This is a genomic window from Mycobacterium sp. C31M, assembly GCF_053345865.1.
On sequence record NZ_JBKFAX010000006.1, the window covers coordinates 85450 to 111653 of the forward strand.

19 protein-coding genes (1 of these 19 running past the window's edge) are annotated in these 26204 nt (G+C 67.3%); 9 read left to right on the forward strand and 10 right to left on the reverse strand.

The features are described 5' to 3' along the window. Positions 1-8098: the 3' end of a non-ribosomal peptide synthase/polyketide synthase gene (locus ACLBYA_RS11230; protein ID WP_447709480.1), read on the forward strand. It extends 22730 nt beyond the left edge of the window; only the last 8098 of its 30828 coding nucleotides appear in the window; its start codon lies off the left edge, out of view; the stop codon is at positions 8096-8098. Then, positions 8095-11088, forward strand: coding sequence for an MMPL/RND family transporter (locus ACLBYA_RS11235; protein ID WP_447709481.1), 2994 nt, complete (start codon positions 8095-8097; stop codon positions 11086-11088). Before ACLBYA_RS11230 ends, ACLBYA_RS11235 begins: the two co-directional genes overlap by 4 nt. Here ACLBYA_RS11235 and ACLBYA_RS11240 read toward each other — a convergent pair. The 5 genes from ACLBYA_RS11240 to ACLBYA_RS11260 all read right to left on the reverse strand — a co-directional run bounded on the left by ACLBYA_RS11240 (position 11043) and on the right by ACLBYA_RS11260 (position 14018). Further along, on the reverse strand, positions 11043-11249 hold the full coding sequence (locus ACLBYA_RS11240) for a hypothetical protein (protein WP_447709482.1): 207 nt from the start codon (positions 11247-11249) through the stop codon (positions 11043-11045). The two genes, ACLBYA_RS11235 and ACLBYA_RS11240, sit on opposite strands and share 46 nt — an antisense overlap. Positions 11250-11367: 118 nt before the next feature. After that, positions 11368-11523 carry a hypothetical protein gene (locus tag ACLBYA_RS11245; protein ID WP_447709483.1) on the reverse strand — a complete coding sequence of 52 codons (156 nt, stop codon included), beginning with the start codon at positions 11521-11523 and terminating at the stop codon, positions 11368-11370. A 125-nt stretch (positions 11524-11648) separates the two neighbouring features. Beyond that, positions 11649-12248 carry an NAD(P)H-dependent oxidoreductase gene (locus ACLBYA_RS11250; protein WP_447709484.1) on the reverse strand — a complete coding sequence of 200 codons (600 nt, stop codon included), beginning with the start codon at positions 12246-12248 and terminating at the stop codon, positions 11649-11651. Continuing rightward, a complete protein-coding gene (locus ACLBYA_RS11255) occupies positions 12248-13411 on the reverse strand; it encodes an acyl-CoA dehydrogenase family protein (RefSeq protein ID WP_447709485.1) in 1164 nt (387 codons plus the stop codon). The genes ACLBYA_RS11250 and ACLBYA_RS11255 overlap by 1 nt, the downstream gene beginning before the upstream one ends. A gap of 34 nt (positions 13412-13445) precedes the next feature. Then, positions 13446-14018 (reverse strand): TetR/AcrR family transcriptional regulator, encoded by a 573-nt coding sequence (locus tag ACLBYA_RS11260; RefSeq protein WP_447709486.1) that lies wholly within the window; start codon positions 14016-14018, stop codon positions 13446-13448. Between the two features lie 234 nt (positions 14019-14252). On the opposite strand from ACLBYA_RS11260, the gene ACLBYA_RS11265 reads away from it, so the two are divergent. Beyond that, positions 14253-15233, forward strand: a complete 981-nt coding sequence (locus ACLBYA_RS11265; protein WP_447709487.1) for an esterase family protein — start codon at positions 14253-14255, stop codon at positions 15231-15233. 267 nt (positions 15234-15500) lie between these two features. Here ACLBYA_RS11265 and ACLBYA_RS11270 read toward each other — a convergent pair whose 3' ends face one another. The 3 genes from ACLBYA_RS11270 to hisN all read right to left on the reverse strand — a co-directional run bounded on the left by ACLBYA_RS11270 (position 15501) and on the right by hisN (position 18998). Next, a complete protein-coding gene (locus ACLBYA_RS11270) occupies positions 15501-16712 on the reverse strand; it encodes an acyl-CoA dehydrogenase family protein (protein WP_447709488.1) in 1212 nt (403 codons plus the stop codon). 15 nt (positions 16713-16727) lie between these two features. Then, positions 16728-18104 carry an acyl-CoA dehydrogenase family protein gene (locus tag ACLBYA_RS11275; RefSeq protein ID WP_447709489.1) on the reverse strand — a complete coding sequence of 459 codons (1377 nt, stop codon included), beginning with the start codon at positions 18102-18104 and terminating at the stop codon, positions 16728-16730. Between the two features lie 114 nt (positions 18105-18218). Then, on the reverse strand, positions 18219-18998 hold the full coding sequence (gene hisN / locus ACLBYA_RS11280) for a histidinol-phosphatase (RefSeq protein ID WP_447709490.1): 780 nt from the start codon (positions 18996-18998) through the stop codon (positions 18219-18221). A 23-nt stretch (positions 18999-19021) separates the two neighbouring features. Here hisN and ACLBYA_RS11285 point away from each other — a divergent pair, with 23 nt between their 5' ends. After that, positions 19022-19492 (forward strand): hypothetical protein, encoded by a 471-nt coding sequence (locus ACLBYA_RS11285; protein WP_447709491.1) that lies wholly within the window; start codon positions 19022-19024, stop codon positions 19490-19492. A 4-nt stretch (positions 19493-19496) separates the two neighbouring features. Here the strand turns inward: ACLBYA_RS11285 and ACLBYA_RS11290 are convergent, their stop codons facing one another. Together ACLBYA_RS11290 and ACLBYA_RS11295 are read right to left on the reverse strand one after the other, a co-directional pair. Continuing rightward, positions 19497-20444: a hypothetical protein gene (locus ACLBYA_RS11290; RefSeq protein WP_447709492.1), complete on the reverse strand. Its 948-nt coding sequence runs from the start codon at positions 20442-20444 to the stop codon at positions 19497-19499. Positions 20445-20552: 108 nt separating this feature from the next. After that, positions 20553-21896, reverse strand: coding sequence for an FAD-dependent oxidoreductase (locus ACLBYA_RS11295; protein ID WP_447709493.1), 1344 nt, complete (start codon positions 21894-21896; stop codon positions 20553-20555). A gap of 141 nt (positions 21897-22037) precedes the next feature. Here ACLBYA_RS11295 and prfB point away from each other — a divergent pair, with 141 nt between their 5' ends. From prfB to ftsX, 5 genes are read left to right on the forward strand one after another with little or no spacing between them, the layout of a single operon-like run. Beyond that, positions 22038-23147, forward strand: a complete 1110-nt coding sequence (prfB, locus tag ACLBYA_RS11300; RefSeq protein ID WP_447709494.1) for a peptide chain release factor 2 — start codon at positions 22038-22040, stop codon at positions 23145-23147. Next, complete coding sequence (locus ACLBYA_RS11305) at positions 23134-24075, forward strand: mechanosensitive ion channel family protein (protein WP_447709495.1); 942 nt, start codon at positions 23134-23136, stop codon at positions 24073-24075. Before prfB ends, ACLBYA_RS11305 begins: the two co-directional genes overlap by 14 nt. Beyond that, positions 24072-24569 (forward strand): hypothetical protein, encoded by a 498-nt coding sequence (locus ACLBYA_RS11310; protein WP_447709496.1) that lies wholly within the window; start codon positions 24072-24074, stop codon positions 24567-24569. Before ACLBYA_RS11305 ends, ACLBYA_RS11310 begins: the two co-directional genes overlap by 4 nt. A 51-nt stretch (positions 24570-24620) precedes the next feature. Further along, the gene (ftsE, locus tag ACLBYA_RS11315) at positions 24621-25310 is read left to right on the forward strand and encodes a cell division ATP-binding protein FtsE (RefSeq protein ID WP_335328825.1); all 690 of its coding nucleotides are present in this window, start codon (positions 24621-24623) and stop codon (positions 25308-25310) included. Beyond that, on the forward strand, positions 25310-26203 hold the full coding sequence (gene ftsX, locus ACLBYA_RS11320) for a permease-like cell division protein FtsX (RefSeq protein ID WP_447709497.1): 894 nt from the start codon (positions 25310-25312) through the stop codon (positions 26201-26203). The genes ftsE and ftsX overlap by 1 nt, the downstream gene beginning before the upstream one ends. Position 26204: the final 1 nt, after the last annotated feature.

Here is a 26204-nt window from a genome sequence, read left to right on the forward strand (position 1 = left end):
GAGCCGGCTGTGGCTCATCGACCAACTGCACGGCCGCTCCGCTGCCTACAACGTCGCCTCGGCCCTACGCTGCCGCGGCGCCCTCGACACCGCCGCGTTGGCCGCGGCGCTCGCCGATGTGGTGGGGCGGCACGAAAGCCTGCGCACCGTGTTCGCCGCCACCGACGGCACCCCGCAACAGGTCATCGTCCCCGCCGCGCGCGCCGACTTCGGTTGGCAGATCGCCGATGCCGCCGACTGGTCGACAGACCGGCTGCTGCAGGCCGTCGACGCGGTGGCACAGCGCAGCTTCGACCTCAGCGCCGATATCCCGATCCGCGCCCACCTGTTCCGCATCGCCGAGGACGAGCACGTGCTGGTGACGGTGCTGCATCACATCGCCGCCGACGGCTGGTCACTGCGACCTCTGGTCGCCGATCTCGCGGTGGCCTACGCCGCACGCAGTGTGGGCCGGCCGCCGGGCTGGGAACCGCTGGGAGTCCAGTACGTCGACTACACCCTGTGGCAGCGAGCACAATTCGGTGACCTGCACGACGCCGATAGCCGGATCGCCGCGCAGCTCGGCTACTGGGAACGGACCCTGGCCGGGATGCCGGAGCGCCTCGACCTGCCCACCGACCGCCCGCACCCGCGGGTCGCCGATCTGGCCGGTGATACCGTCGAGGTGAACTGGCCGGCCGACCTGCAACAGCAGATCACCCGGGTGGCGCGCGCCCACAATGCGACCCCGTTCATGGTGGTGCAGGCCGGCCTGCTCGCACTGCTCTCCAGGATCAGTGCGAGTACCGATGTGGCCGTGGGCTTCCCGATCGCCGGACGCCGCGACCCCGCGCTGGACGACCTGGTCGGATTCTTCGTCAACACCATGGTGCTGCGGGCCGACCTGACCGACGACCCCAGCTTCACCGACCTGCTGGCCCAGGTGCGCACCCGCAGCCTGGAGGCCTTCGAGCACCAGGACGTCCCGTTCGAGGTGCTCGTCGAGCGGCTCAACCCCACCCGCAGCCTGGCCCACCACCCGCTGGTGCAGGTACTGCTGGCCTGGCAGAACTTCGGCGGCCTCACCGACCCCGCCGGCGGATCCGGGCTCAAGGGTGTCGACATCGAATCACTGCCGCTGTACAGCCGGTCGGCCCGGATGGATCTGACCTTCTCACTGTCGGAACGCTGGTCGGCCACCGGCACACCGGCCGGCATCGGCGGCGAGGTTGAATACCGTACCGATGTGTTCGACCCGGGCACCGTGCAGACCCTGATCGCGCGGCTGGAGCGGGTGCTCACCGCGGCCACCGCCGCACCGGAGCGGCCGCTGTCGACGGTCGACCTGCTCGACGACACCGAACACGACCAGCTCGCCGACCTCGAACACCTGCCGGCCCTGACGCAACCGCGCCCCACCCTTGGCTCGCTGGTCGACCTGTTCACCGCGCAGGTCACCCGCACTCCGGTGGCGGTCGCGCTCACCCACGGCGACCGGTCGTGGACCTACGCCGACCTCGACGACGCGTCGAACCGATTGGCGCACAAGCTGTCTGCCGACGGCGCGCGGCCCGGTCAGACGGTCGGCCTGCAGCTACACCGCTCCGCCGAGGCGATCATCGCGATCCTCGCCGTCCTCAAGACCGGCGCCGCCTACCTGCCGATCGATCCGACCCTGCCTGCGGCCCGCGTCGAGTTCATGCTCACCGACGCCGCACCGATCACGGTGTTCACCGATGTCGAAATCGAGACCCTGCACCGGTATCCGGCCACCGCGCTGCCTGCGCCCGCAATCGACGATATCGCCTACCTGATCTACACCTCCGGCACCACCGGCAAGCCCAAAGGTGTTGCTGTGAGCCATGCCAACGTTGTCGGCTTACTGGGACCGGCCGGCGACGACCTGGCCCCGGCCGGGGTGTGGTCGCAGTGGCACTCGCTGGCCTTCGATGTCTCGGTGTGGGAGATCTTCGGTGCGTTGCTGCGCGGGGGACGCCTGGTCATCGTCGGTGAAGAGGTCGCCCGCACCCCGGAGGATCTGCATGCACTGCTGGTGGCCGAGAAGGTCACCATGCTCACCCAAACACCCTCGGCTGCCATGATGTTGGCGCCCGACGGGCTGGACTCGACGACGCTGGTGGTCGCAGGTGAGGCCTGCCCGGCCGAACTCGTCGACCGGTGGTCCTCACGCGGGATGATCAATGCGTACGGTCCCACCGAGGCCACCATCTACGGCACGGTCAGCGCACCCCTGCGGGCCACCGACCCGGCCGTCCCGATCGGCGTCCCGGTGCCCGGTGCGGCGGCCTTCGTGCTCGACAACCGGCTGCGGCCGGTGCCGGTCGGAGTCGTCGGCGAACTGTACATCGCCGGATCCGGTGTCGCGGCAGGCTATGTGCGCCGCGGCGAGCTGACCGCCTCACGCTTCGTCGCCTGCCCGTTCGCCGGCGGTGGCACCCGGATGTACCGCACCGGCGATCTGGTGCGCTGGGGCGCCGACGGTCAACTGCAGTACCTGGGACGCGCCGACGATCAGGTCAAGATCCGGGGGTTCCGTATCGAATTGGGTGATGTGCAGGCCGCACTGGCCGGTGTCGCCGGTGTCGAGCAGGCGGTGGTGATCGCCCGGGAGGACCGTCCGGGGGACAAGCGGCTGGTCGGTTACATCACCGGCGGCGTCGACCCGGGTGCAGCACGGACGGCTCTGATCCCGGTGCTGCCGCCGTACATGGTGCCCACCGCGGTCGTCGCGATCGACACGCTGCCACTGACCCCGAACGGCAAGCTGGATCGCCGTGCCCTGCCCGCACCGACCTACGACCAGCCGGACCGTTACCGCGCGCCCGCCACACCCGTCGAGGAGACACTCACCGCGATCTACGCCGAGGTGCTCGGCCTCGACCGGGTAGGTGTCGACGACTCCTTCTTCGAACTCGGCGGCGACAGCATCATGTCCATGCAGGCCGTGGCCCGCGCCCGGGCCGCCGGGCTGATCTGCCGGCCGCGCGACATGTTCGTCGAACAGACACCGGCCCGGCTGGCGCTGGTCGTCGGCACCGCCGACGCCGACGGCCCCGTCGACGACGGGGTGGGACCGGTGACGGCCACGCCGATCATCCGCTGGCTCGCCGAGGTCGACGGCCCGACAACGGAATTCAACCAGAGCATGCTGCTGCAAGCACCGGCCGGCACTGGGGAAGCCGATGTACTGGTGATCCTGCAGGCACTGCTCGATCGACACGCCATGCTGCGCGCGCAGGCCGTCGGCGACTCGCTGCAGGTTCCCGCACCGGGAACGGTGCGCGCCGAAGACTGCCTGCGCACCGTGGAGACGCTCACCGAGGCCACCGTGCAGGCAGCCCGGACCGAGCTCGACCCCGGCGCCGGGGTGACGCTGCGGGCGCTGTGGGACGGTGCACGACTGCTGCTCATCGTCCACCACCTCGCGGTCGACGGGGTGTCCTGGCGAATCCTGGCCGAAGACCTCAACGTCGCCTGGGGGCAGCACCGCGCCGGCCAGCCGATCGAACTACCCACCGGCGGAACCTCGTTCGCCACCTGGTCGCACCTGCTCGCCGAATACGCCACCACCGCGGCCTCCGACGCCGACACCTGGCGCCGCATCGCGGCGACCCCGCCGGCACTCCCGGCCATCCAGCCCGAGCTCGACACCTATGCCGCCGCCGGCCGCCTGTCAGCATCCCTGACGGACACCGACCTCGTACAGACCCTGGTCGGCGCCGCCCCGGCCGCCTTTCACACCGGCGTGCAGGACATCCTGCTGCTCGGATTCGCGCTGGCGGTAGCCGAATTCACCGGGCAAGCAACCGTCGGGATCGACGTGGAGGGGCACGGCCGCAACGAGGAACTCGGCCCCGATATCGAGCTGTCCCGCACCGTGGGCTGGTTCACCACCAAATACCCGGTCGCCCTGACCCCCGGCACACTCAGCTGGGAGCAGATCCGGACCGGCGACCCCGCACTCGGCCCGATCCTCAAGAACATCAAGGAACAACTGCGGGCACACCCCGACGGCATCGGCTACGGCCTGGCCCGCTACCTCGATGATGCAGGCGACCTCGACGGTCCCGAACCGGCCATCGGATTCAACTACTTCGGCCGCCTCGGCGGCGGCGCGCTACCCGCCGACCTGTGGACCCCGGCCACCGACGCCACCATCACCGCGGTCTGCGCCGCCGTACCGATGCCGCTCATGCACACCGTCGACGTCAACGCCGCGACCGTCGACACCGGTGATGGCCTGCAGCTGCAGGCCAACTGGACATGGGCCACCTCGGTCCTCGACCACGATGCGGTGGACCGCCTGAACAGGTTGTGGTTCGAGGCCCTGCGCGGCATCTGCGCCCATGTCCGGGCCGGTGGTGGCGGACTCACCCCGTCCGATATCGCGCCCGCCGAGTTGACCCAACCTCAGATCGACGAGCTGTCCCGCCGGCACCGGGTGGCCGACATCGTGGCACTGACACCGCTGCAGCAGGGCCTGCTCTACCACAGCAGCACGGCCGAATCCGACGCGTACGCGGTGCAACTCGACCTCACCGTCGCCGGCGAGCTGGATGCACACCGCCTGCATCGCGCGGTGGAAGCTGTGCTGATGCGGCACCCGCATCTGGACGCCCGATTCGAGCAGACCGTCGCGGTCATTCCGGCCGAGCCGACTGCGGCCTGGCAGTACCTGGACCGGTTGTCGGACAGCCAGATCGAGCAGGTGTGTGTCGCGGAACGTGTCGCGGTCGGTGATGTCGGCCGGCAGTCACCGATCAGAGTCGCCGTCGTCCGCACCGCACAACGGCAGCATCGGCTGATCCTGACCAACCATCACATCGTGCTCGACGGCTGGTCGCTGCCCATCCTGCTGCACGAGATCTTCGCCGTTTACCATGGACAGCGACTGCCGGCCGCGGCTCCATACCGTGACTTCGTCGGCTGGCTCGCCGGCCGCGACCTCGACAGTGCCCGCGCCGCGTGGGCGCAGGTGCTGAACGGATTCGACACGCCGACCCTGCTGAGCACACGGAAGTCACGGGGGCCCAGGGCAGTTCGCACGTTCGAACTGCCCGAACGGCTGACCACTGCCGTGAGCGAGGTGGCCCGGGCGCGGCACACCACGACCAACGTGGTGCTGCAGGCCGCCTATGCTCGGCTGTTGATGACCCTGACCGGAGAACACGACATCGTGTTCGGTACCGCGGTGTCGAGTCGACCCGCGGAGATCGCCGGTGCCGAACACATGGTGGGACTGCTGATCAACACCGTCCCGGTCCGGGCGACCAGCGCCGGCACCGGCGCCGACCTGCTGACCCGGCTGCAGGACACCCACACCGCGACCCTGGATCACCAGCACGTGGCACTGGCCGTGATCCACCGGATGACCGGTCAGGAACAGCTTTTCGACACCATGTTCGTCTACGAGAACTACCCGCTGAGCGCCGCGGCCGCAGGGTCCGACGACGGACTTGCCATCACCGGGTTCCGAACCCACGAGCAGAACCACTACCCGCTGACGGTGCAAGCCGCGCCCGGGCCACGGCTGACCTTGCGTATCGAGTACGACACCGACGTCATCGAGGATATCGATGCCGTCGCCGTCTGGTTCGAACGAATCCTGACCGCCATCACCGATGATCCGGCGCAAGCTCTCACCACGATCGACGTCCTCGATGACACCGCCCGCGCCCGTCTCGACGAGATCGGCCACCGGACCGTGCTGGACCGGCCGGCGGCCCCGGTTTCGATCGTGCAACTGTTCGCTGCGCAGGTCGCGCGTACCCCGGACGCACCCGCGCTGAGCTGTGCCGGAAAAACACTGACCTACCGGGAACTCGACGAGGCGGCAAACCGGTTGGCGCAGATGCTCGTCACCCACGGGGCCCGCGCCGGACGATTCGTCGCACTGTCCTTCCCACGCTGCGCCGATGGTGTCGTCGCGGTGCTCGGCATCCTGAAATCCGGCGCTGCCTACCTACCGATCGATCCCGGTGTGCCCGCCGAACGCCGCGTCTTCATGCTCACCGATATCGCGCCCGTCGCCGCGGTCACCAGCGTCGAGTTGGCCGACCGTTTCGACGGCCTGCCGGTCATCACACCAGACGACGTCCGGCTCGACTATCAGCCGGTCACCGCACCAGAAGGCCCCGACCCTGATGACCTGGCCTACATCATCTACACCTCCGGCACCACCGGTGTCCCCAAAGGTGTTGTCGTCAGCCATCACAACGTCACCGGCCAGTTCGGCACCCCGGTCATCGGACTGGCCGATGCCGTCTGGACGCTCACTCACGCCTTCGCCTTCGACTTCTCGGTGGGGGAGATGTGGGCGGCGCTGTTGCACGGTGGCCGCCTGGTGGTGGTTCCCGAGGATGTCACAGCCTCACCGACGGATCTGCACACCCTGCTGATCGACGAACAGGTCACCGCCCTGGCCCAAACCCCCTCGGCGGCAGCCATGCTGGACCCCGACGGGCTGGAATCTGTGACCATGCTGATCGGCGGCGAAGCGTGCCGACAGGACCTCGTGGACCGCTTCAGCGCCGACGGCCGCACCATGGTCAACATCTACGGACCCACCGAAACCACCATCTACGCCTCGGTGAGTACGCCGCTGACCGTCGGCGGGCCGATGCCGATCGGCGCACCGGTGCCCGGGGCGGCGTGTTTTGTGCTCGACGACCGGCTGCGACTCGTTCCGGTCGGTGTCGTCGGCGAGCTGTATATCGCCGGCACCGGCGTCACCGCCGGGTACCTGCACCGTCCGGCGCTGACCGGGACCCGGTTCGTGCCCTGCCCGTATGGGCCGCCGGGCACCCGGATGTACCGCACCGGCGACCTGGCCCGCTGGGGCAGCGACGGCCAACTGCAGCATCTCGGACGCTCTGACGACCAGGTCAAGATCCGCGGCTACCGTATCGAACTCGGTGATGTGCAAACGGCATTGGTCGCACTCGACGGCGTCGACCAGGCGGCCGTCATCGTCCGCACCGACACTCCCGGTGAGCAGCGGCTGGTCGGCTACATCACCGGCAGCGCCGACCCGGCGGCCGCCCGGGCCGCGCTCGCCGACGTGCTGCCCGGCTATATGGTGCCCGCCGCGGTGGTCGCGCTCGCAGCGCTGCCGGTGACCGTCAACGGCAAGCTCGACACCCGCGCCCTGCCCGCCCCCGGGTATGCCACGGGCGCGCATCGCGGCCCACGCACCGACACCGAGCAACAGCTGGCCGCGGTGTTCACCGCGGTCCTCGGACTTGAGGCGGCCGTCGACATCGATGCGTCGTTTTTTGACCTCGGCGGTGACAGCATCGCCGCCATGCGGCTGGTCGCCGACGCCAATACCGCGCTGGGGTGCGATCTTTCGGTGTCGGCGGTCTTCGAAGCCCCGACGGTGGCCGGGCTGGCGCAGCGACTGAACGCCCCGACCGGCGCCGAGATCGCCGCACTGCAGGTCCTGCAGGACGGTACCGGCATCCCGGTGTTCACCCCGCACGCCGTCACCGGTGTGAGCTGGCCCTACCAGGTGTTCGCCGGTATCCTCGACAACCCCGTCATCGGAATCCAGCAGGTGCGAGGTGAGCCCGACCCGACCTCGCTGCGCGACCTTGCCGTCCGGTACGCCGACCGCCTGCAGGCCCACCATCCGGGCGGACCGTACCGGCTACTGGGCTGGTCCTACGGCGGTGTGCTGGCGCATGCCATCGCGGTGGAGCTTCAGGACCGCGGCGCCGTCGTCGACCGGCTGGTGCTGCTGGACGCCGAACCCAGCCTGAGCGACAAGGCCGCGCATGCGGTGGACAGGCGCCAGATCGACGTCCTGATCGGTGATCTCGACATCACGGCTCTGGTGGACCAGATGGTGCACAACTTCGACACCAACATCGCCTGCTACCGCGGCCACCAGGCCGGCACCTTCCGCGGTGAACTCATCCTGTTCTCCGCCGAACGCGACGACATCGACCGCGCCGGCTACCTGACCCGGCGGTGGCGCGAACATGTCGACGGTCCCGTCACCGTGCATCCGGTGGACTGCAGCCACCAGGACATGCTGACCCTCGACGCGCTGGACGGTTACGGCGACCGGTTGAGACAGATCCACGAGGTGCCGTGAAGCTGGGGATGCGCGGCGCTACCCCGAAGTGGTCGGTCAACGGGTTCTTCGGTTTGCTGGGCCGCGTCGTCGTCCGGCGGCCATGGTGGGTGATCGCGGCCTGGCTCGTGCTGGTGTCGGTTCTGGTGTCGACCATCCCGCCACTGATCCAGCTGGCCAGTGACCGCGATCAGGAGATGCTGCCCAGCGACGCCGCGGTGATGGTAGCCACCAAGCAGATGACCGAAGATTTCGGGGAACCGGGCATCCAGAACATCGCGCTGGTGGTGCTCACCAACGACAACGGGCTCACCGAGGCCGACGAGCAGGTGTACGGCCGGCTGGTCGAACGGCTGCACGACAACGTCCGCGACGTGGTGATGGTGCAGGACTTCGTCAGCCAGCCCCCGTTGCGTGCGGTGTTCCAGAGCCAGGACGACCGGGCGTGGTTCATCCCGGTCGGCATCATCGGCGAACTGGGCTCCCCGGAATCGACCGAAGCCTACCAACGGGTGGTCGAGGATGTCGAGGAATCGGTCGCCGGTTCGGACCTGACACTGCACATGACCGGCCTGACCGCCACGGTGGCCGAACGCGAGGAGATCGGTCTACGCGACCTGCGGCTGATCGAAACCGTCACGGTCGGTTTGGTGCTCATCATCCTGTTGGTGGTGTACCGCAGCATCGTGACGATGCTGCTACCGCTGCTGACCATCTCCATCTCGCAGGTGGCCGCGGCGCAGATCGTCGCGGCCCTGGCAGAGATGGGGCTGGCCATCTCGCAGCAGACGCTGGTGTTCATGTCGGCGATGATGATCGGTGCCGGTGTCGACTACGCGGTGTTCCTGATCAGTCGTTACCACGAATACCTGCGGGCCGGGCTGGCCCCCGATGACGCCGTCGCGCAGGCGATCACCGCGATCGGTAAGGTGATCGCCGCCTCGGCGGCCACCGTGGCGGTCACCTTCCTCGGCATGGGATTCACCACGCTCAAGGTGTTCTCGACAGCCGGGCCCGCGCTAGCGGTGTCGATTGTGGTGGCCTTCCTGTCCTCGATCACGCTGCTGCCGGCGTTCCTGGTGTTGTGCGGTCGGCGCGGCTGGGCCAAACCGCGGCGCGAGCTCACCAAGCAGTTCTGGCGCCGCTCGGCCATCCGGATCGTGCGGCGGCCGACGGCGCATCTGGTCGGCAGCATGATCATCCTGGTGCCGTTGGCGCTGTGTGTGCTGATGATGGACACCAGCTATGACGCACGCACCGCGCTGCCGCCGTCGGCCGAGAGCAATGTCGGGATGGCCGCCATCGAGGAGCACTTCCCGGCCAGTATCACCGCGCCGCAGTACATCTTCATCCAGTCACCGCACGATCTGCGCACCACTGAGGCACTCGGCGATATGGAGCAGATGGCGCAGCGGGTCAGCCAGCTCCCCAACATCGAGACGGTGCGCGGTGTCACCCGGCCCACCGGTGAACCGCTGGAACAGGCCACCCTGAGTTTCCAGGCCGGTGAGATCGGTAGCCGGCTGGCCGATGCGTCGGACAAGATCACCGAGAGCACGGACGCACGAGCGCAATTGACCGGGGGAGCCGACCAGCTCGCCGAGAGCCTGGCCTCGGTGCGGGCCCAACTGACCAGGGCGACTTCGGTGTTCGACGGGCTGAAGAAGACGATGTCCGATGTCCGCAGCCAGCTCACCAACTCCGAATTGTTGCCGCAGATGCCCGGTGGTCCGGTGGTCACCGACGCGCAGAGCTTCAAGGAGTCACTGGAGTTCACCCGGTTCGTGGTCGACTCGCTGCGCAACAACCCGAACTGCGATATGGACCCGGCGTGCGCAGCCGACCGGGACCGGTGGCAGCGGGTGGTCGAGGTGCTCGACAAGGTGCAGCCGTCCCTGGACGCCGCATCCAAGGTACTCTCCACCTTGGGTTCCGGCGGCTCGAGTGGGTTGCAGCAGCAGATCGCCCAGATCGACCAGGGCGCAACGGCACTGGCCGACGGCAGTCGGCAGCTCGCCGAGGGTGTGAAGATGCTCGACGAGCAGACCGACGAACTGGGCCGGGGACTGTCCGACGCCTCGGCGTTCCTGATGTCGATGAAACGGAATGCCAACGATCCGGGCACCGCGGGTTTCTTCGTCTCACCGGAGATTTTGGACAACGAGCAGTTCCAGGATGTCGTGCAGGTGTTCATGTCACCCGACGGGCATTCGGCCCGCTATCTCGTCGAGTCCTCGCTGAACCCCTATGACACCGCGGCGATGGATCAGGTGAAGGAGATCCTGGTGACCGCGCAGGGCGCCCAGGTGAACACGGCTTTGGCGGATGCCTCGATCTCGATGTCGGGGATGACGCCCTACTACAGCGAACTGCGCGACTTCTACGACCGGGACCTGTTGTTCATCGTGATCATGACGGTCGCGGTGGTGTTCGTGATCCTGATGCTGTTGTTGCGGGCGGTGGTCGCCCCGCTGTATCTGGTTGTCTCGGTGATCATCTCGTGCCTGTCCGCGCTCGGTATCGGCGTGCTGGTGCTGCAGGTGCTGGCCGATCAGCAGATCGCGGCGAGCACACCGGGGTTGGCGTTCATCGTGTTGGTGGCCGTCGGCGCCGACTACAACATGCTGTTGATCTCCCGGATCCGCGACGAATCCCCGCACGGGATCTCCTCGGGTGTCATCAAGACAGTGCGCGCCACCGGCAGCGTCATCACCTCGGCGGGCATGATCTTCGCGGCGCCGATGCTGGCCATGTGCTTTTCCAGTATCAGTTCGATGGTGCAGGGCGGTTTCATCATCGGTATCGGCCTGCTGCTGGACACCCTGCTGGTGCGCACCCTGACGGTGCCGGCGCTGGCGGTGCTGTTCGGCAAGTACAACTGGTGGCCGTCGGGTCGGCGGGCACCGCGGGAACGGCCCGCGCCGGCGGAGGACGAACCGGTACCGGTGGGCTGGCGGCTAGCCGGTCAGCTCCGCTTGGCGCGCCGGCGCCGGTACCGCCATACCTTGTAGGTGATGTACGCGGTCAGTCCCACCAGCACCATGGTTGGGCCGCCCGGCGTCGTCGCCCCGTCCTCCCCGGGCGGGGTGGGCGGCGCGGGCTGTGGTGGCTCCGGCGTCTCCTGCGGCTCGGCGAGGGCCACGCTCTCGCCGGTGGACGTGTCGTTGCTCATATCGCTATCTCGTATCGGTGCAGCTCATCGGCGCAGCGGGACCGGGCGGTGGGCACGCCGCGAACCGCCGTACAAACGGTTTGGCGGCTATGTTACTAGCCCGTAGTGCAGGTAGCGCTCAACGCACAGTAGGCGCTGCTGAGGCGAACAACCGAGCGGTGTTGTCCCTGGTCCGGGCCACCAGATCCGAGCTGACCGCGGCGGTGTTGCGGTCGATGAACCCTCCCGGGGCGAACGGGATATCGCTGCCGTACAGCAAGCGGTCGGTGCCCACCACATCGGCGGCCGGCCGCAGTGCCTCCGGTGCGGCCGACAGCGCAAGGTCCAGCGTCTCTGATCCGGCGCGACGCCGCGACGTTACCCGGCCCGCCCGGCTGAGCTGTATCGATTCCCCGGTCGCTACGCTCCAGCCCGCCGAGCCAATTCAACGGCCTCCGAACGCATCTGTGCCCGCTCCTCCGGCGTCCAGCGCGTCGTCGGCTCGATGGCCAGCGTCTGCACGCGATAGCCCAGCATCCGGAACACGTACTCCAGGTAGGGGCGCTGGAAATCCTGCAGCTCGGGATGACGGCCGTCATAGGCGCTGCTGCGGGTCAGCAACAGCTGCACCGGCTTTCCCTCGCCGAGCGTGCCGACGTGCTCACCCTCGGCGTTGAGGGTGAAGCTGGCGATCGGCTGCACGATGATGTCGATCCACGCCTTCAGGGCATGCGGCACATGCCAATTCCACATCGGGGACGAGATGACCAGTCGGTCGAAACCGCGTACCCGCTCGATCTCGGCGAGCACCTGCTGCCACACGGCGTCTTGTTCGGAGGTGACCTGTTCGCCGAACAGCGGCGCGAACTTGGCGATAGCGGCATCCCGGCCGAACCGCAGCACATCCTCGCCCCACACCGAGAAACGTTCGTAGTCCTCGCCTTCCAGAAAGGCCTGGGCCAGCTGCGAGGACAGCGCGTCGTCTCCCTTGGGGCTGCCCTCGATCCACAGCGTTTTCATCAGATCATCGACGTTCGGGGGATACGCATACCCAGCGACAGCGCGCCGGCCAGCTCTCGGGCGGTGTCGTAGTCGAACACCACATGCCCGGACAGCACGTCGACATCGCGCTTGTAGCGCTGCATCGGACTGGACAGGAAATGGATGCTCGCACCGCCGGACCCCATCAGATCGGCGATCACACTCTTGGATTCCGCCACGATATGGGCGGCGGCCAGTCGAGCCTGTGCGCGCACCGGCTTGTCTACACTGTCCCCGGTCGTCACGATGGCCTCGATCTCGCCGACGGTGTCGGCCAGCAGACCGCGCAGCGCACGTAGGCGCACCTGTGCTTCGGCCAGCCGCGCCTGGGCGATCGGCTTGTCCTTCTGCATCACACCCTCATAGGCCAGCACCCGCTCGGCCAGCCGCGCCGCGTACATCTCGGTGACCTTCTCGGCGCTGCCCAGCGCCGGCATCGCCGACAACAGGGCCAGCGCGGGTACCATCGGCCACCGGTAGGTCGCACTGTCGTGCAGCCCGGCCCCCGGTGCGGTCCCGGCATAGATATCGGTGACCTTGACCAGCCGGTGCGCCGGGACGAAGACATCGGTGGCGATGGCGTCGTTGGATCCGGTCGCCCGCATGCCGTCGGTATGCCAGACGTCCTCGACGGTGACGTCGGCGGCGGGCAGCAGCGCCAGGGCCGGGTAGATGCTGTCATCGGGGCCGCACAGCGCGGCGACGATGATCCAGTTCGCGTGCATCACCCCGGTCGCCCACGACCAGCGGCCGGTCAGTCGGATGCCGCCGTCGGCGGGCACACCGCGACCGGTCGGGGCCAGCGGCGCCGGGGCCAGGAACGGCCGGTCGGCGAACGCCTCGGCCTGGGCCTGCTCGCCGAACAACGCCAGCATCCAGTTGTGCAGCGCCAGGAAGCCGATGGTCCACGCGCTCGACGTGCAACCGTGCGCCATCCGCCGAACCGGGTCGAGAAGGGTGGGGAACGGCGCCTGCTGGCCGCCATAGGCCGCCGGAACGAGCAGATCGGTGAAACCGGAGGCCGTCAGGTCGGCGATCGTCGCATCGGGCAGTCGGCGCAGAGTCTCGGCTTCTGCGGCGCGCTCGGCAAGTGATGCCACGAACGCATCGGTGATAAGGCCACGGGCCTCGATCGTCGTCATGGCCCGAAACGTACCATACCTTTTAGTATGGAAACTAGGCTCGGCCGGCCAGCATGAGGTCCAGGAAGCGCTCACTCTGTGCGGTCAGTCGGGCGTTCGGAGCCTCGCCGGCCAGGTGCAGAAATCCGATACCCACGGCAAATGTCGCGTTGGCGCGCAGGTCGGCGTCGTCGGCGTCGAACCCGGCGTCGTCGAAGGCCTTGCGCACGGCGGCTAGTACGCGTCGGTCGGCGGCGCGCACGCTGTCGGCCACGGTGTCGTCGGTGCGCGCCCATTCCCGCATCGCGCGCTCCAGCGTCCAGTGCCGCGGACTGAGCAGCGAGGCCATCATCTGTGCCAGCCGATCGCGCGGCGGGAGGGTGTCGACGGCATCGATCTGGCGGCGATCTTCGTCACGTAGGTCGCGCCAACCTTCGATGAGCGCCGTGCGATAAGTGGGCATACCGTCGAAGTGCCAGTAGAAACTGCCCTTGGTCACTTTGAGGAGTTGGCAGAGCCTGTCGATTTTCAGCGATTTGAGACCGTCCTCAGCGAGGATCGTATAGCCGGCCTGAAGCCAGTCGTCCGTGGTCAGACGGTTGCCGGACGGCGTTTGGGCGGGCGTCATGACCGGCAGCCTACGGCGGCGCGCCGGGTGCCCTGACTTTCTGTACCCGTTGGCGCCGTGTTTTACTGCAACCCGCGACAACTGAATTCTCGGTCCGCTCCACGATCCGAATCGAGGCGAGCGGACGCGGATACCGCAGTGCAAAGACGCACTGCGGTATCTCTGGGTGACGGGGACATGACGTCACCGAGGGTCGGGCGGGACCGTGAACAATTTAGAGTTGGGATGAATTTGATGCAGAACGTTGTAGGCCGGTGGATGCGCCGGATCGGGGCCGCCGCCGCGGCCGCGCTGGTCGTGCCCGGCGCGATCGCAGTTGTGGGTGAGACGGCCACCGCTGGTGCCTTCTCCCGCCCCGGACTGCCGGTCGAGTACCTGATGGTGCCCTCCAGCATGGGTCGCGACATCAAGGTCCAGTTCCAGAGCGGTGGCGAGAACTCGCCGGCGGTCTACCTGCTGGACGGCCTGCGTGCGCAGGACGACTTCAACGGCTGGGACATCAACACCCAGGCCTTCGAGTGGTTCCTGGACAGCGGCCTGTCGATCGTCATGCCGGTCGGTGGCCAGTCGAGCTTCTACGCGGACTGGTACGCGCCGGCCCGTAACAAGGGTCCGACACTGACCTACAAGTGGGAGACCTTCCTGACCCAGGAGCTCCCGGCCTACCTGCAGGCCAACAAGGCCGTCAAGCCGACCGGCAGCGCCGCGATCGGTCTGTCGATGGCCGGTTCGTCCGCGCTGAACCTGGCGACCTGGCACCCCGGCCAGTTCATCTACGCCGGCTCGATGTCGGGCTTCCTGAACCCCTCCGAGGGTTGGTGGCCGTTCCTGATCAACATCTCCATGGGTGACGCCGGCGGCTTCAAGGCCGACGACATGTGGGGCAAGACCGAGGACCCCAACAGCGGTTGGAAGCGCAACGACCCGATGGTCAACATCCCGACGCTGGTGGCGAACAACACCCGCCTGTGGGTCTACTGCGGTAACGGCCAGCCCAACGAGCTCGGTGGCGGCGATCTGCCCGCGACCTTCCTCGAGGACCTGACCATCCGCACCAACATCACCTTCCGCGACAACTACCTGGCCGCGGGCGGTAGCAACGGTGTGTTCAACTTCCCGGACAACGGCACGCACAACTGGGCGTACTGGGGCCGGGAGCTGCAGGCCATGAAGCCGGATCTGCAGCGCGTTCTGGGTGCAGCCCCGACCGCCTGATCTGAGCACTGAAAAATCCCCCCGAGGCCAGGCCTCGGGGGGATTTTTTGTTCGTGACAGACAAATAATGGCGCGGATCGCGATTCCCCTCAGATCGCGATCCGCGCCTCGGGCGTCTGGCTCTTTGCCCTGTACGTAGTCTGCGCGACCGGCTGCGTAGCGACCTGAGTAGAGCACTACTCATATTTTCGATCGGTACCTACTTGGCTACGCAGCTGCGCCCGGCCCGCCGATGGCGGACCGGGCGCAGGGTGCTGCTGAGGGCGCTTACTTGAGCTCAGCCGACGACAGGCTGAGCAACCGACGCGCGACCACCAGCTGCTGGATCTGCTGGGTGCCCTCGAAGATGTCCAGGATCTTGCTGTCGCGGGCCCACTTCTCCAGCAGCGACTGCTCGGAGTAGCCGGCCGTACCGGCCATCTCGACAGCCTTGAGGGTGATGTCGCTGCCCACCCGGGCGGCCTTGGCCTTGCCCATGGACGCCTCTTTGGAATTCGGGATCTTGTTGTCGGCCTGCCAGGCCGAGCGCACCGTCAGCAGGTAACCCGACTCCCAGTCGGCCTCCATCCGGAGGAACTCCGCGGCCGCCGCACTCTGCGCGTGTGCCGGCTTGTCGTAGGAGATCTCGATACCGGCCTCGGTGAGGATCACCCGCAGCTCCTCCAGCGCCGCCCGGGCGACACCGACGGCCATCGCCGCGACGATGGGCCGGGTGTTGTCGAAGGTCTCCATGACCCCGCCGAAACCCTTGTCGGTCTTGACCTCGGGATCGCCCAGCAGATTGTCCTTGGGGATGCGGGCGTTCTCGAAGCGGATGACTGCGGTATCGGAGGCCTTGATGCCCAGCTTGTGCTCCAGGCGCTCCACCGTCACACCGGGATGCTCACGCGGCACGATGAACGATTTGATGGCGGCCCGGCCGAGTGACTTGTCCACCGTCGCCCACACCACGATGTGGCTGGCGCGCGATCCGGCGGTGACGAAGATCTTCTCCCCGTTGATGATGTACTCGTCACCGTCGAGCACCGCGGTGGTCGTCACCGCGGCCGAGTCCGACCCGAAGCCCGGCTCGGTGATCGCCATGGACGCCCACACCTTGCCGAGGCGTTCCAGCTGCTCCTTGCTGGCCACGCTGGAGATCGCGGCGTTGCCCAGGCCCTGATAGGGCACCGACAGCAGCAGCGCGACGTCACCCCAGCTGACCTCGAGGGCGTTCAGCAGAGCAGACATGTTGGCGCCGTTGACATTCGACTTGCCATCGTTGTCCCCGCCGCCGACACCGTCGGCCCCGGCGAACGAGATGGTCTTGGCCGCCGAGATGCCCTCGAACAGGGTCGCCAGGGTGTCGAGTTCCACCGGGTAGGCGTGCTCGGCCAGGTCGTACTTGCGGGAGATGGGCCGCAGCATCTCGGCCGCACCCTGATGTCCCTTTTCCATCACGGCCCGCAGCTTGCGCGGCATTTCCAGGTTGATTGCCATGTCTTTCGAGCCTTTCTAGAGGACCACAACACCTTCGGCGACGCCGAGTGCCCGCAGATCGCGGTACCAGCGTTCGACCGGGTGTTCCTTGGTGTAACCGTGGCCGCCGAGCAGCTGGACGCCGTCCAGGCCGATCTGCATGCCCTTGTCGGTGGCGATCCGCTTGGCCAGCGCAGCCTCCCGGGCGAAGGACAGGCCCTGCTCGGCCCGTGATGCGCCACGCCAGACGATCAGCCGCAGGCCGTCGAGTTCGATGGCGATGTTGGCGGTCATGAAGGCCACCGCCTGCCGGTGCGCGATCGGCTCACCGAATGCGGTGCGCTCCTTGATGTAGGGGATGACGTAGTCGAGCACCGCGTGAGAGGTGCCGACGGCCAGTGCGGCCCAGCCCAACCGGGAGTACGCGATGGCTTCGGAATAGTCCTGATCGGTGGCACCGTCCTCGCCGAGCCGGTTGTGCAGCGGGACGGCGACATCGTCGAGGGCGATCCGGCCCAGAGCGGCGGCACGTACACCCATCGACGGGTCGGCCTCGACAGTCAGTCCCTCGCTGGAGGATTCGACGATGAACAGCGCCGGCTTGCCGTTGAGCTGGGCGGCGATGATGAACAGTTCGGCATCGCCGGCGGCGGGCACCAGCGACTTGACGCCGTTGAGGCGGTAGCCGCCCGGGGTGCGCACGGCGGTGGTCTTCAGCGCGGTCGGGTCGAACAGCGCGTGCGGTTCGGCGATGGCCAGGCAGGCCTGGGGCACCTTCTCGCCGGCGAACTCGGGCAGGTAGGTGGCCTGCTGATCGGCACTGCCCCAGTGGGTCAGCGCGGAGGCGACCCCGGCGGGCGCCAGGATCGGCAGTGCCAGGCCCATATCGCCGTATGCCAGCGCCTCGGCGACCAGGGCGCCGGTGATGGTGCTGCGGTGCTCGGCGATCCCGTCGAAGTTCTCCGGGATGTTCAGTGCGGTGACACCGATCTCGGCGGCCTTGGCGATCAGGTCCGTCGGGTAGGAGGCCGCGGCGTCCGCGTCATGGGCCGCGGGACGCAGGATCTCCTCGGCGAATTCGGCGACCGTCTCGACGATCATCTTCTGGTCGTCATCGGGGGTCAGGTCGAAATAGTCCGAGGCGCTGGGTGCCAGCCGGGTGGGGGACGCGCCGATGTTCTGGATGCGCTTGAACTGCCGGTTACCTGCGCCGATCGCCGAGAAGGCGGTCTTCACCCCGTAGCGGATGCCCTTGTTGAGCGGGTCACGCAGCCCGTAGCGGTCCAGGAACTCCTGGCCGACCAACGGGGTGAGCAGCGCGATGCCGATATCGGTGGCGGTGCGCTTGTGCTTCTGCAGTCCGACGGCGCTCTCCGGACCGGTGCGCTTCGGACGGGATTCGAGTTGGGTCATCACAGCCTCGTGTGGTTGGGGACTCGTGCGTTTTGGGACAACGTCGGATAGGCGACGATGTGTCGTGACGCTATCTTACTCCAGAGTAAGATAGCGAGGAGGCTGTTACCAAAGTCACAACCTGGCGAGTACCGCCTCGTGCAGGTTGCCGTTGGTGGCCAGCGCGCTGCCCCCGTGCGGGCCGGGTCGGCCGTCGATGCTGCTGAACGTGCCGCCGGCCTCGCGGATGAGGATGTCCAGCGGGGCGATGTCCCAGATCTTCACCTCGGGCTCGCAGGCGATGTCGACCGCACCCTCGGCCACCAGGCAGTAGGACCAGAAGTCACCGTAGGCGCGCACCCGCCAGGCCTCGTCGGTGAGAGCGACGAACCGATCCCGGCGGTCTTCCCAGCCGGTGGTCAGGTCCGAGTACGACAGGCTGGCCGCGGACAGGTCGTTGACGCCGGACACCTGGATGCGCCGTTCGCGACCGGCGAACGCGGTGTGCGCACCCAGGCCCTGGCCGGCCCACCACCGTCGGCTCAGCGCCGGTGCGCTGACGACGCCGACGGTCGGGACGCCGTTCTCGATGAGGGCGATCAGGGTGCACCACACCGGCACGCCGCGGACGAAGTTCTTGGTGCCGTCGATCGGGTCGATCACCCATACCCGGCCTGCCGTCGTCAAATCGGTTGCGCCGCCGAACTCTTCGCCGAACACCGCGTCTTCGGGTCGGGCCTCGGCGAGCAGTGCCCGCAGCGTCTCCTCGGCACCCTTGTCGGCATCGGTCACCGGTGTGAGGTCCGGCTTGGTCTCGATGGTCAGGTCCAGCGCGCCGAACCGATCCATCGTCAGCGCGTCAGCCTGATCGGCGAGGTGCAGGGCGAGGGCGAGATCATCGGCGACGGTGGTCATGACCGAATGCCTACCATGGCCCTGTGGTCGAATTCGCGATGATCCTGCTGTTGGTCGGTGCGCTGGTCTTGATCGCAGCGCCCTGGATCCGTAAGCGCGCCGCCTCCGGGGGTGGCGGCGGGGGCCGAGGGCTCGGTGGTGGGCGCCCGTCGAATCTGGCACCGGGCACACTCCTGGTCACCGGGGTGAGCCCGCGGCCGGACGAGGTCGGTGAGCAGTTTGTCACCATCAGCGGGGTGATCAACGGCCCGACGGTCAACGAGCATGTGGTCTATCAGCGGATGATCGTCGACGTCGACCAGTGGCCGACCATCGGGCAGTTGATCGATGTCGTCTACTCGCCGAAGAACCCGGACAAGTGGGGTTTCGCACCCCTGGACGCGCCGCCTCCCGACTATCCGCCGCCACCACCGAACCAGCCGCCACCCGACTATCCACCGGCCCCGGACTACCCGCCGCCCCCGGATTACCCACCGCCGGGCCCCTCCCGCTAGGCACCTAGCCCGCGAGATTGCGGCTATTGCGCAAAAGTGCGAGTGCAGAACGCGATAACGGCAATCTCGCGGCGAGCTTCGCGACGGATCGGTGCGGTGGACGCAGTTCCCCGTCCCAGCCATGCGCGGTGAGGGCGCGGGACGCACGCACCAGAGTCTCGCCCTTGCTGTCCTCCTTGACCACCCGCAACACCGTCCAGCCCAGACGCTCGACCTGTGGGAGCACGCGGAGGTCTTTGAGGTACTGATAGCGGTCGGCCTGATGATGTTCGCCGTCATACTCGGCGGCCACCATGAGCTCCTCCCAACCCATGTCCAGCCTGCGAAGCGGCCGCGTCCCGTCGAACACCTGGATCTGCGTAGTGAGGTCCGGGAAACCGGCGTCGAGGAAAAGCAGCCGCAGTCGGGATTCGCGGGGTGACTCAGCTCCGCCGTCGACCAGTGGGAGGAGTTCGCGAAGTTGCTTCAACCCGCGGGCGCCCCGGTAGCGCTGCGCGAGCACGAGCACGTCATCCGGCCGGAACGGCGTCGCCCGCTGGAGGGCGTCCAATCGGGCAAGCGCTTCGCTGCGATCCTGATAGCGGCCGAGATCGAACGCGGTGCGTTCCGGCGTCGTCACCGGAATGCCGTTGCACACCGTGATCTCGTCTGGCCCGATGCGGTCGCGTCGCACGATGATTCCGGCCGGGGCGCGGCTCACGTTCCAGATCATCTCGATCGGCCGATCACTGGGCACCCACTCGGCACCGTGTAGCGCGGACGCCGCCACCCCGGCGACGACTCCCACGCGCCCGGACCGGAGATGAGCCGCGTCGATGCGATCCTCCGAGGTGAGTTCGTACCCGCGCAGCACATAGATGTCGCGGTGCACACGTTCATACCAGCGACGAAGTTCATGGCCGGTGACGATTCCTGCGGCACGCGCGTGGCTGCCGACGACAAGCTCCCCCATGAGGTGATGCTGCCCAGACGCACCGACAAGCTCCGCGAGATTGCGACTATTACGCGAAAGTGCGAGTGGACGCCGCGATAACGGCAATCTCGCGACAGACGAGCACCCTCAGCCGTGCGCGATCCCCAGCAGCTTCTCGACGCTGGTGACCTTCACCCGCGGCCGGTGTTGCGCCTCGCCGACGGCCCGCTCGTGCGCGTCGATGCGCTGCCAGTGCGCATCGGTGACCAGCTTCGGCTGACGCGACAGCAGCCACTGCTCCAAATCGGCCGCGTGCTCGGCACCGAAACCGGGCTCACCGAGCCCGTCCAACAGCGTCTGAACGGTATCGGCGGAATCCTTCTTGTTGGAGCCGATCACTCCCGACGGCCCGCGTTTGATCCAGCCGACGACGTACTCGTGTTCGCGGCCCTCGATGCGCCCGTCGACATGCGGGATGGTGCCCGAGCGCTCGTCGAACGGCAGCCCGTCGACGGCGACCCCGCGATAGCCGACCGCGCGGACCACCAATTGCACCGGCAGCTCATCACGTTCTCCGGTGTCCTTGGCCACCACCCGGCCGCCCTCGTCGACCAACTCGTTGCGGCCCAACACGATTGACTCGACCCGATCGGTCCCGCGGATCTCGATCGGCGATGTCGCGAACCGGAACACCACGCGCCGCTGGGCACCGGCGGGCTGCAGCTCCGCATACTCGCGCAGCACCTTGATATTGGTGCGCACCGTCTTGTCGGCAGCCTCGAGCTGCTCGTCGCTGATGTCATCGAAGTCGGCGCGCTCCACCACGATGTCGACCTCGGCCATCTGTTCCATATGTCCGAGCTCGCGCAGTTCCAGCGTCGTGAACGGCGCCTGTAGCGGGCCGCGGCGGCCCACCACGATGACCTCCTGCACGGCACGCCCGCCGAGGCGGTCCAGCGCGTGGTCGGCGATATCGGTCTGCGCCAGGATCTCCGGCTCGCTGATCAGGATGCGCGCCACATCGAGGGCCACGTTGCCGTTGCCGATCACCACGGCGCGTTCGACGTTGAGATCCGGCGCGGTCTCCTCGAAATGCGGGTGTGCGTTGTACCAGCCGACGAAGTCCACCGCGGACACGCTGCCGGGCAGATCCTCACCGGGGATGCCCAGTACGCGGTCGGCCTGCGCCCCGATCGCGTAGACCACCGAGTCGTACCGCTGCGCCAACTCGGCAGCGTGCACATGCTCACCGACGCTGACGTTGCCGAAGAACCGGAACCGCGGATCCTCGGCGGTCTTGGCGAACTGCGCGCTGATCGACTTGATCTTCGGATGGTCCGGCGCGACACCCGAGCGCACCAACCCCCACGGGGTGGGCAGCATCTCGATCATGTCGACGCGCACGTCGTGGGTATCAGACTTCAGAAGCGATGCGGCAGCAAAGAACCCGGACGGGCCGGAGCCGACGATCGCCACGTGGTACGGGCGCATGCAGGAGCCTTTTCGTGAGGCTGACCGGCGGCGCGCAAGGGGCTGTCGCGACGTCGCCGGGACGGTTACCGCACCCGAGCCTAGTCGCGGACCGCCGATCGAGGGCCGAGTCGGAGGAAGCGGCCGGTAACCTCAACAATCGTGGATCCAGACCGTCTTGCCGATATCGCCGCCCTCGACACCACGTTGACAACTGTGGAGCGGGTGCTCGATGTCGATGGTCTGCGCGGCCGCATCGAGACACTCGAAGCCGAGGCCGCCGACCCCAACCTGTGGAATGACCAGGCGCACGCGCAGAAGGTCACCAGCGGGTTGTCGCACGCTCAATCGGAGCTCAGGCGCGTCGAGGAACTCCGCCAGCGCGTCGAGGACCTGCCGGTGCTCTATGAACTCGCCGCCGAAGAGGGCGGGGAGGACGAGCGCAACGAAGCGGACGCCGAGCTGGCCAAGCTGCGCGAGGACATCGAGGCGATGGAGGTCCGGACCCTGCTGTCCGGTGAGTACGACCAGCGCGAGGCGTTGGTCAACATCCGCTCCGGCGCCGGTGGTGTCGACGCCGCCGACTGGGCCGAGATGCTGATGCGGATGTACATCCGCTGGGCCGAGGCACACAAGTACCCGGTCGAGGTGTTCGACACCTCCTACGCCGAAGAGGCCGGCATCAAGAGCGCCACCTTCGCGGTGCACGCCCCGTACGCCTACGGCACGTTGTCGGTCGAGCAGGGCACCCACCGACTTGTGCGGATCAGCCCGTTCGACAACCAGGGCCGCCGCCAGACGTCGTTCGCCGAGGTCGAGGTGCTGCCCGTCGTCGAAACCACCGACCACATCGAGATCCCCGAGGGTGATATCCGGGTCGATGTGTACCGGTCCAGCGGTCCGGGCGGCCAGTCGGTCAACACCACCGACTCGGCGGTGCGCCTGACGCACATCCCCACCGGCATCGTCGTCACCTGCCAGAACGAGAAGTCCCAGCTGCAGAACAAGGTCTCGGCCATGCGAGTGCTGCAGGCCAAGCTGATGGAACGCAAGCGGCAGGAGGAGCGCGCCGAGATGGACGCGCTCAAGAGTGACAGCGGCAGCTCGTGGGGCAACCAGATGCGGTCCTACGTACTGCACCCGTATCAGATGGTCAAAGACCTACGCACCGAATTCGAGGTCGGTAGTCCGGCAGCGGTTCTCGACGGAGACATCGACGGGTTCCTGGAGGCAGGAATCCGTTGGCGCAACAGGAGAGATGATCAGGACTAACGCGACTGTCACCAGCTTCAACGCACTGTCAGTGGCCGACCGCTGGCATGACTTCTGGCGCGGTGAAATCGGTCAGTGGATCATCACCAAGGGCCTGCAGATCGTCATGCTGGTCATCCTGGCGATCCTGCTCGCCCGGTTCGTGAACTGGGCGGCCCAACGCATCAGCCGGCGCATCGACGCCGATTTCCGGGAGAGCGACGCCCTGGTGCGCACCGAGACGGCCAAGCATCGCCAGGCCGTCGCGTCGGTGATCTCCTGGGTGACCATCGCGCTGATCTGCGTGATGGTGCTGCTGCAGATCACCGACATCCTGGCGATCCCGGTCAGCTCGCTGGTCGCGCCGGCCGCCGTGCTCGGTGCCGCACTCGGTTTCGGCGCGCAGCGCATCGTGCAGGACCTGCTGTCCGGATTCTTCATCATCACCGAGAAGCAGTACGGCTTCGGCGACCTCGTCACGCTGACCCTCGGCGCCTCCAACGACGCCACCGGCACCGTCGAGGACGTCACGCTGCGTGTCACCAAACTGCGCACCAGCGACGGTGAGGTGTTCACCGTCCCCAACGGCCAGATCATGAAATCGCTCAATCTGTCCAAGGACTGGGCACGGGCCGTCGTCGACATCCCGGTGCCGACCTCGGCCGACCTCAATTCGATCAACGAGCTGCTGCACGCGGTGTGCGAGAACGCGATGAAAGACCCGGAGATGAGCGACCTGCTGCTGGATCAGCCGCAGCTGATGGGTGTCGAGAGCATCGAACTGGACACCGTGAATCTGCGCATGGTGGCCCGCACCCTGCCGGGTAAGCAGTTCGAGGTGGGCCGCCGGCTGCGGGTGCTGGTCATCGCGGCGCTGGCCCGCGCCGGTATCGCCTCCAAACCCGAGTCCACCTCGTTGGCGGCCAACTCCGAGGTCCGCGGCCAATGAAACTGATCTCGCGGTCCAGTGACAGCGATGTCAAGAGGTGGCCGGGTTATGTGTTCGGCGGGCGCATGCGCACCTCGACCATCGGGCTGATCATCGCGTTCTTCTTCACCGCCTGGCTCTACGAGACGTATCGGCCACCACCCGAACCGCCGCCGGTCACCCAGACCGTGCCGCCCGGGTTCGTGCCGGATCCGGAGTACACCTGGGTGCCGCGCACCCAGGTGCAGGAACGGCCGCGCACGACGTATCCGACGACCACCGAGCCGACCACCACCACGACGACGGCTCCGCCGGTGACCAGCGCCGAGCCGACGCCGACGACCACACCCACCAGCCCGACGGACACCCCTGGCCCGGGGGAGTCGCCGACGTCGACGGCGCCGCCGAGCACCACGGTGTTCGACCCGGACGGACCGGGCGGATTGCTGCCGCCGATCACCCTGCCGGTGCTGCCGCCCGCCGCGCCCGCACCGGCGACACCGCCGCCGCCGTAACCCTGCGGAAAACGGACACCCGTCGACATCCCGCTACACTGGCGTGCCGTGATGATCACCCTCGACAAAGTGAGCAAGCAGTACAAATCCTCTGCTCGACCGGCGCTGGATGACGTCTCGCTCAAAATCGACAAGGGTGAGTTCGTCTTCCTGATCGGGCCGTCCGGCTCGGGCAAGTCGACGTTCATGCGCCTGCTGCTCGGCGCGGAGCACCCCACCAAGGGCGATATCCGCGTCTCCAAATTCCATGTCAACAAGCTCGCCGACCGGCATATCCCGCAGCTGCGGCAGGTCATCGGCTGCGTCTTCCAGGACTTCCGGCTGCTGCAGCAGAAGACCGTCTTCGAGAACGTCGCGTTCGCCCTGGAGGTGATCGGCAAGCGCGGGGATGTCATCAACCGGGTGGTGCCCGATGTGCTGGAGATGGTCGGGCTGTCCGGTAAGGCCGCCCGGCTGCCGCATGAGCTCTCCGGTGGTGAGCAGCAGCGCGTCGCGATCGCACGGGCCTTCGTCAACCGTCCCCTGCTGCTGATCGCCGACGAGCCGACCGGCAACCTGGACCCGGAAACCAGCAAGGACATCATGGATCTGCTTGAGCGGATCAATCGCACCGGAACCACCGTTCTGATGGCGACGCACGATCACCACATCGTGGACTCGATGCGGCAGCGTGTCATCGAACTGGAACTGGGCCGGCTCATCCGCGACGAGCAGCGCGGTGTCTACGGAATGGATCGCTAGTGCGTTTTGGCTTTTTGATCAACGAGGTCTGGACCGGACTTCGCCGCAACGTCACCATGACGGTGGCCATGATCCTGACGACGGCCATCTCGATCGGCTTGTTCGGCGGGGGCCTGCTGGTGATGCGGGTGGCCGATCAGTCCCGTGACATCTACCTGGACCGGGTGGAGAGCCAGGTCTTCCTGACCAACGACGTCTCGGCCAACGACCCGAACTGCGACCAGGATCCGTGCAAGGCGCTGCGTGCCCAGATCGATGCCCGCGATGACGTGCAATCGGTGCGCTACCTGAACCAGGCCGACGCCTACGAGGATGCGATCGCCAAGATCCCGGCCTTCAAGGATGTCGCCAGCAAGGATGCCTTCCCGGCCTCGTTCATCGTCAAGCTGGACAACCCGGAGCAGCACGTCGATTTCGACACCGCGATGCAGGGCCAACCCGGTGTGCTCAACGTGCTCAACCAGAAGGACCTGATCGACCGGCTGTTCGCGCTGCTCGACGGCATGTCCAGCGCGGCGTTCGCGGTGGCGCTGGTGCAGGCGATCGGCGCGATCCTGTTGATCGCCAACATGGTTCAGGTGGCGGCCTACACGCGGCGCACCGAGATCGGCATCATGCGGCTGGTGGGCGCAACCCGTTGGTATACCCAGCTGCCATTCCTGGTGGAGGCCATGCTGGCCGCGTTCATCGGTGTGGTGCTGGCGATGATCGGCCTGCTGACGGTGCGCTCGCTGTTCCTGGAGAAGGCGCTGTCGCAGTTCACCCAGGCTAATTTGATTGCGCCGCTGGACTTCGCCGACATACTTTATATATCGCCGATCCTGCTGTTCGTGGGTGTGGCGATGGCCGGGCTGACTGCGTACGTGACGCTGCGCCTTTACGTACGAAGATAGA

Excerpts from the sequence above, each read along its gene's own strand:
- ACLBYA_RS11240 (WP_447709482.1), bottom strand. The coding sequence starts at position 11,249 with ATGAGCAACGACACGTCCACCGGCGAGAGCGTGGCCCTCGCCGAGCCG.
- ACLBYA_RS11250 (WP_447709484.1), bottom strand. The coding sequence starts at position 12,248 with ATGAAAACGCTGTGGATCGAGGGCAGCCCCAAGGGAGACGACGCGCTG.
- ACLBYA_RS11255 (WP_447709485.1), bottom strand. The coding sequence starts at position 13,411 with ATGACGACGATCGAGGCCCGTGGCCTTATCACCGATGCGTTCGTGGCA.
- ACLBYA_RS11260 (WP_447709486.1), bottom strand. The coding sequence starts at position 14,018 with ATGACGCCCGCCCAAACGCCGTCCGGCAACCGTCTGACCACGGACGAC.
- ACLBYA_RS11265 (WP_447709487.1), top strand. The coding sequence starts at position 14,253 with ATGCAGAACGTTGTAGGCCGGTGGATGCGCCGGATCGGGGCCGCCGCC.
- ACLBYA_RS11270 (WP_447709488.1), bottom strand. The coding sequence starts at position 16,712 with ATGGCAATCAACCTGGAAATGCCGCGCAAGCTGCGGGCCGTGATGGAA.
- ACLBYA_RS11275 (WP_447709489.1), bottom strand. The coding sequence starts at position 18,104 with ATGACCCAACTCGAATCCCGTCCGAAGCGCACCGGTCCGGAGAGCGCC.
- hisN (WP_447709490.1), bottom strand. The coding sequence starts at position 18,998 with ATGACCACCGTCGCCGATGATCTCGCCCTCGCCCTGCACCTCGCCGAT.
- ACLBYA_RS11290 (WP_447709492.1), bottom strand. The coding sequence starts at position 20,444 with ATGGGGGAGCTTGTCGTCGGCAGCCACGCGCGTGCCGCAGGAATCGTC.
- ACLBYA_RS11295 (WP_447709493.1), bottom strand. The coding sequence starts at position 21,896 with ATGCGCCCGTACCACGTGGCGATCGTCGGCTCCGGCCCGTCCGGGTTC.
- ACLBYA_RS11305 (WP_447709495.1), top strand. The coding sequence starts at position 23,134 with ATGATCAGGACTAACGCGACTGTCACCAGCTTCAACGCACTGTCAGTG.
- ACLBYA_RS11310 (WP_447709496.1), top strand. The coding sequence starts at position 24,072 with ATGAAACTGATCTCGCGGTCCAGTGACAGCGATGTCAAGAGGTGGCCG.
- ftsE (WP_335328825.1), top strand. The coding sequence starts at position 24,621 with ATGATCACCCTCGACAAAGTGAGCAAGCAGTACAAATCCTCTGCTCGA.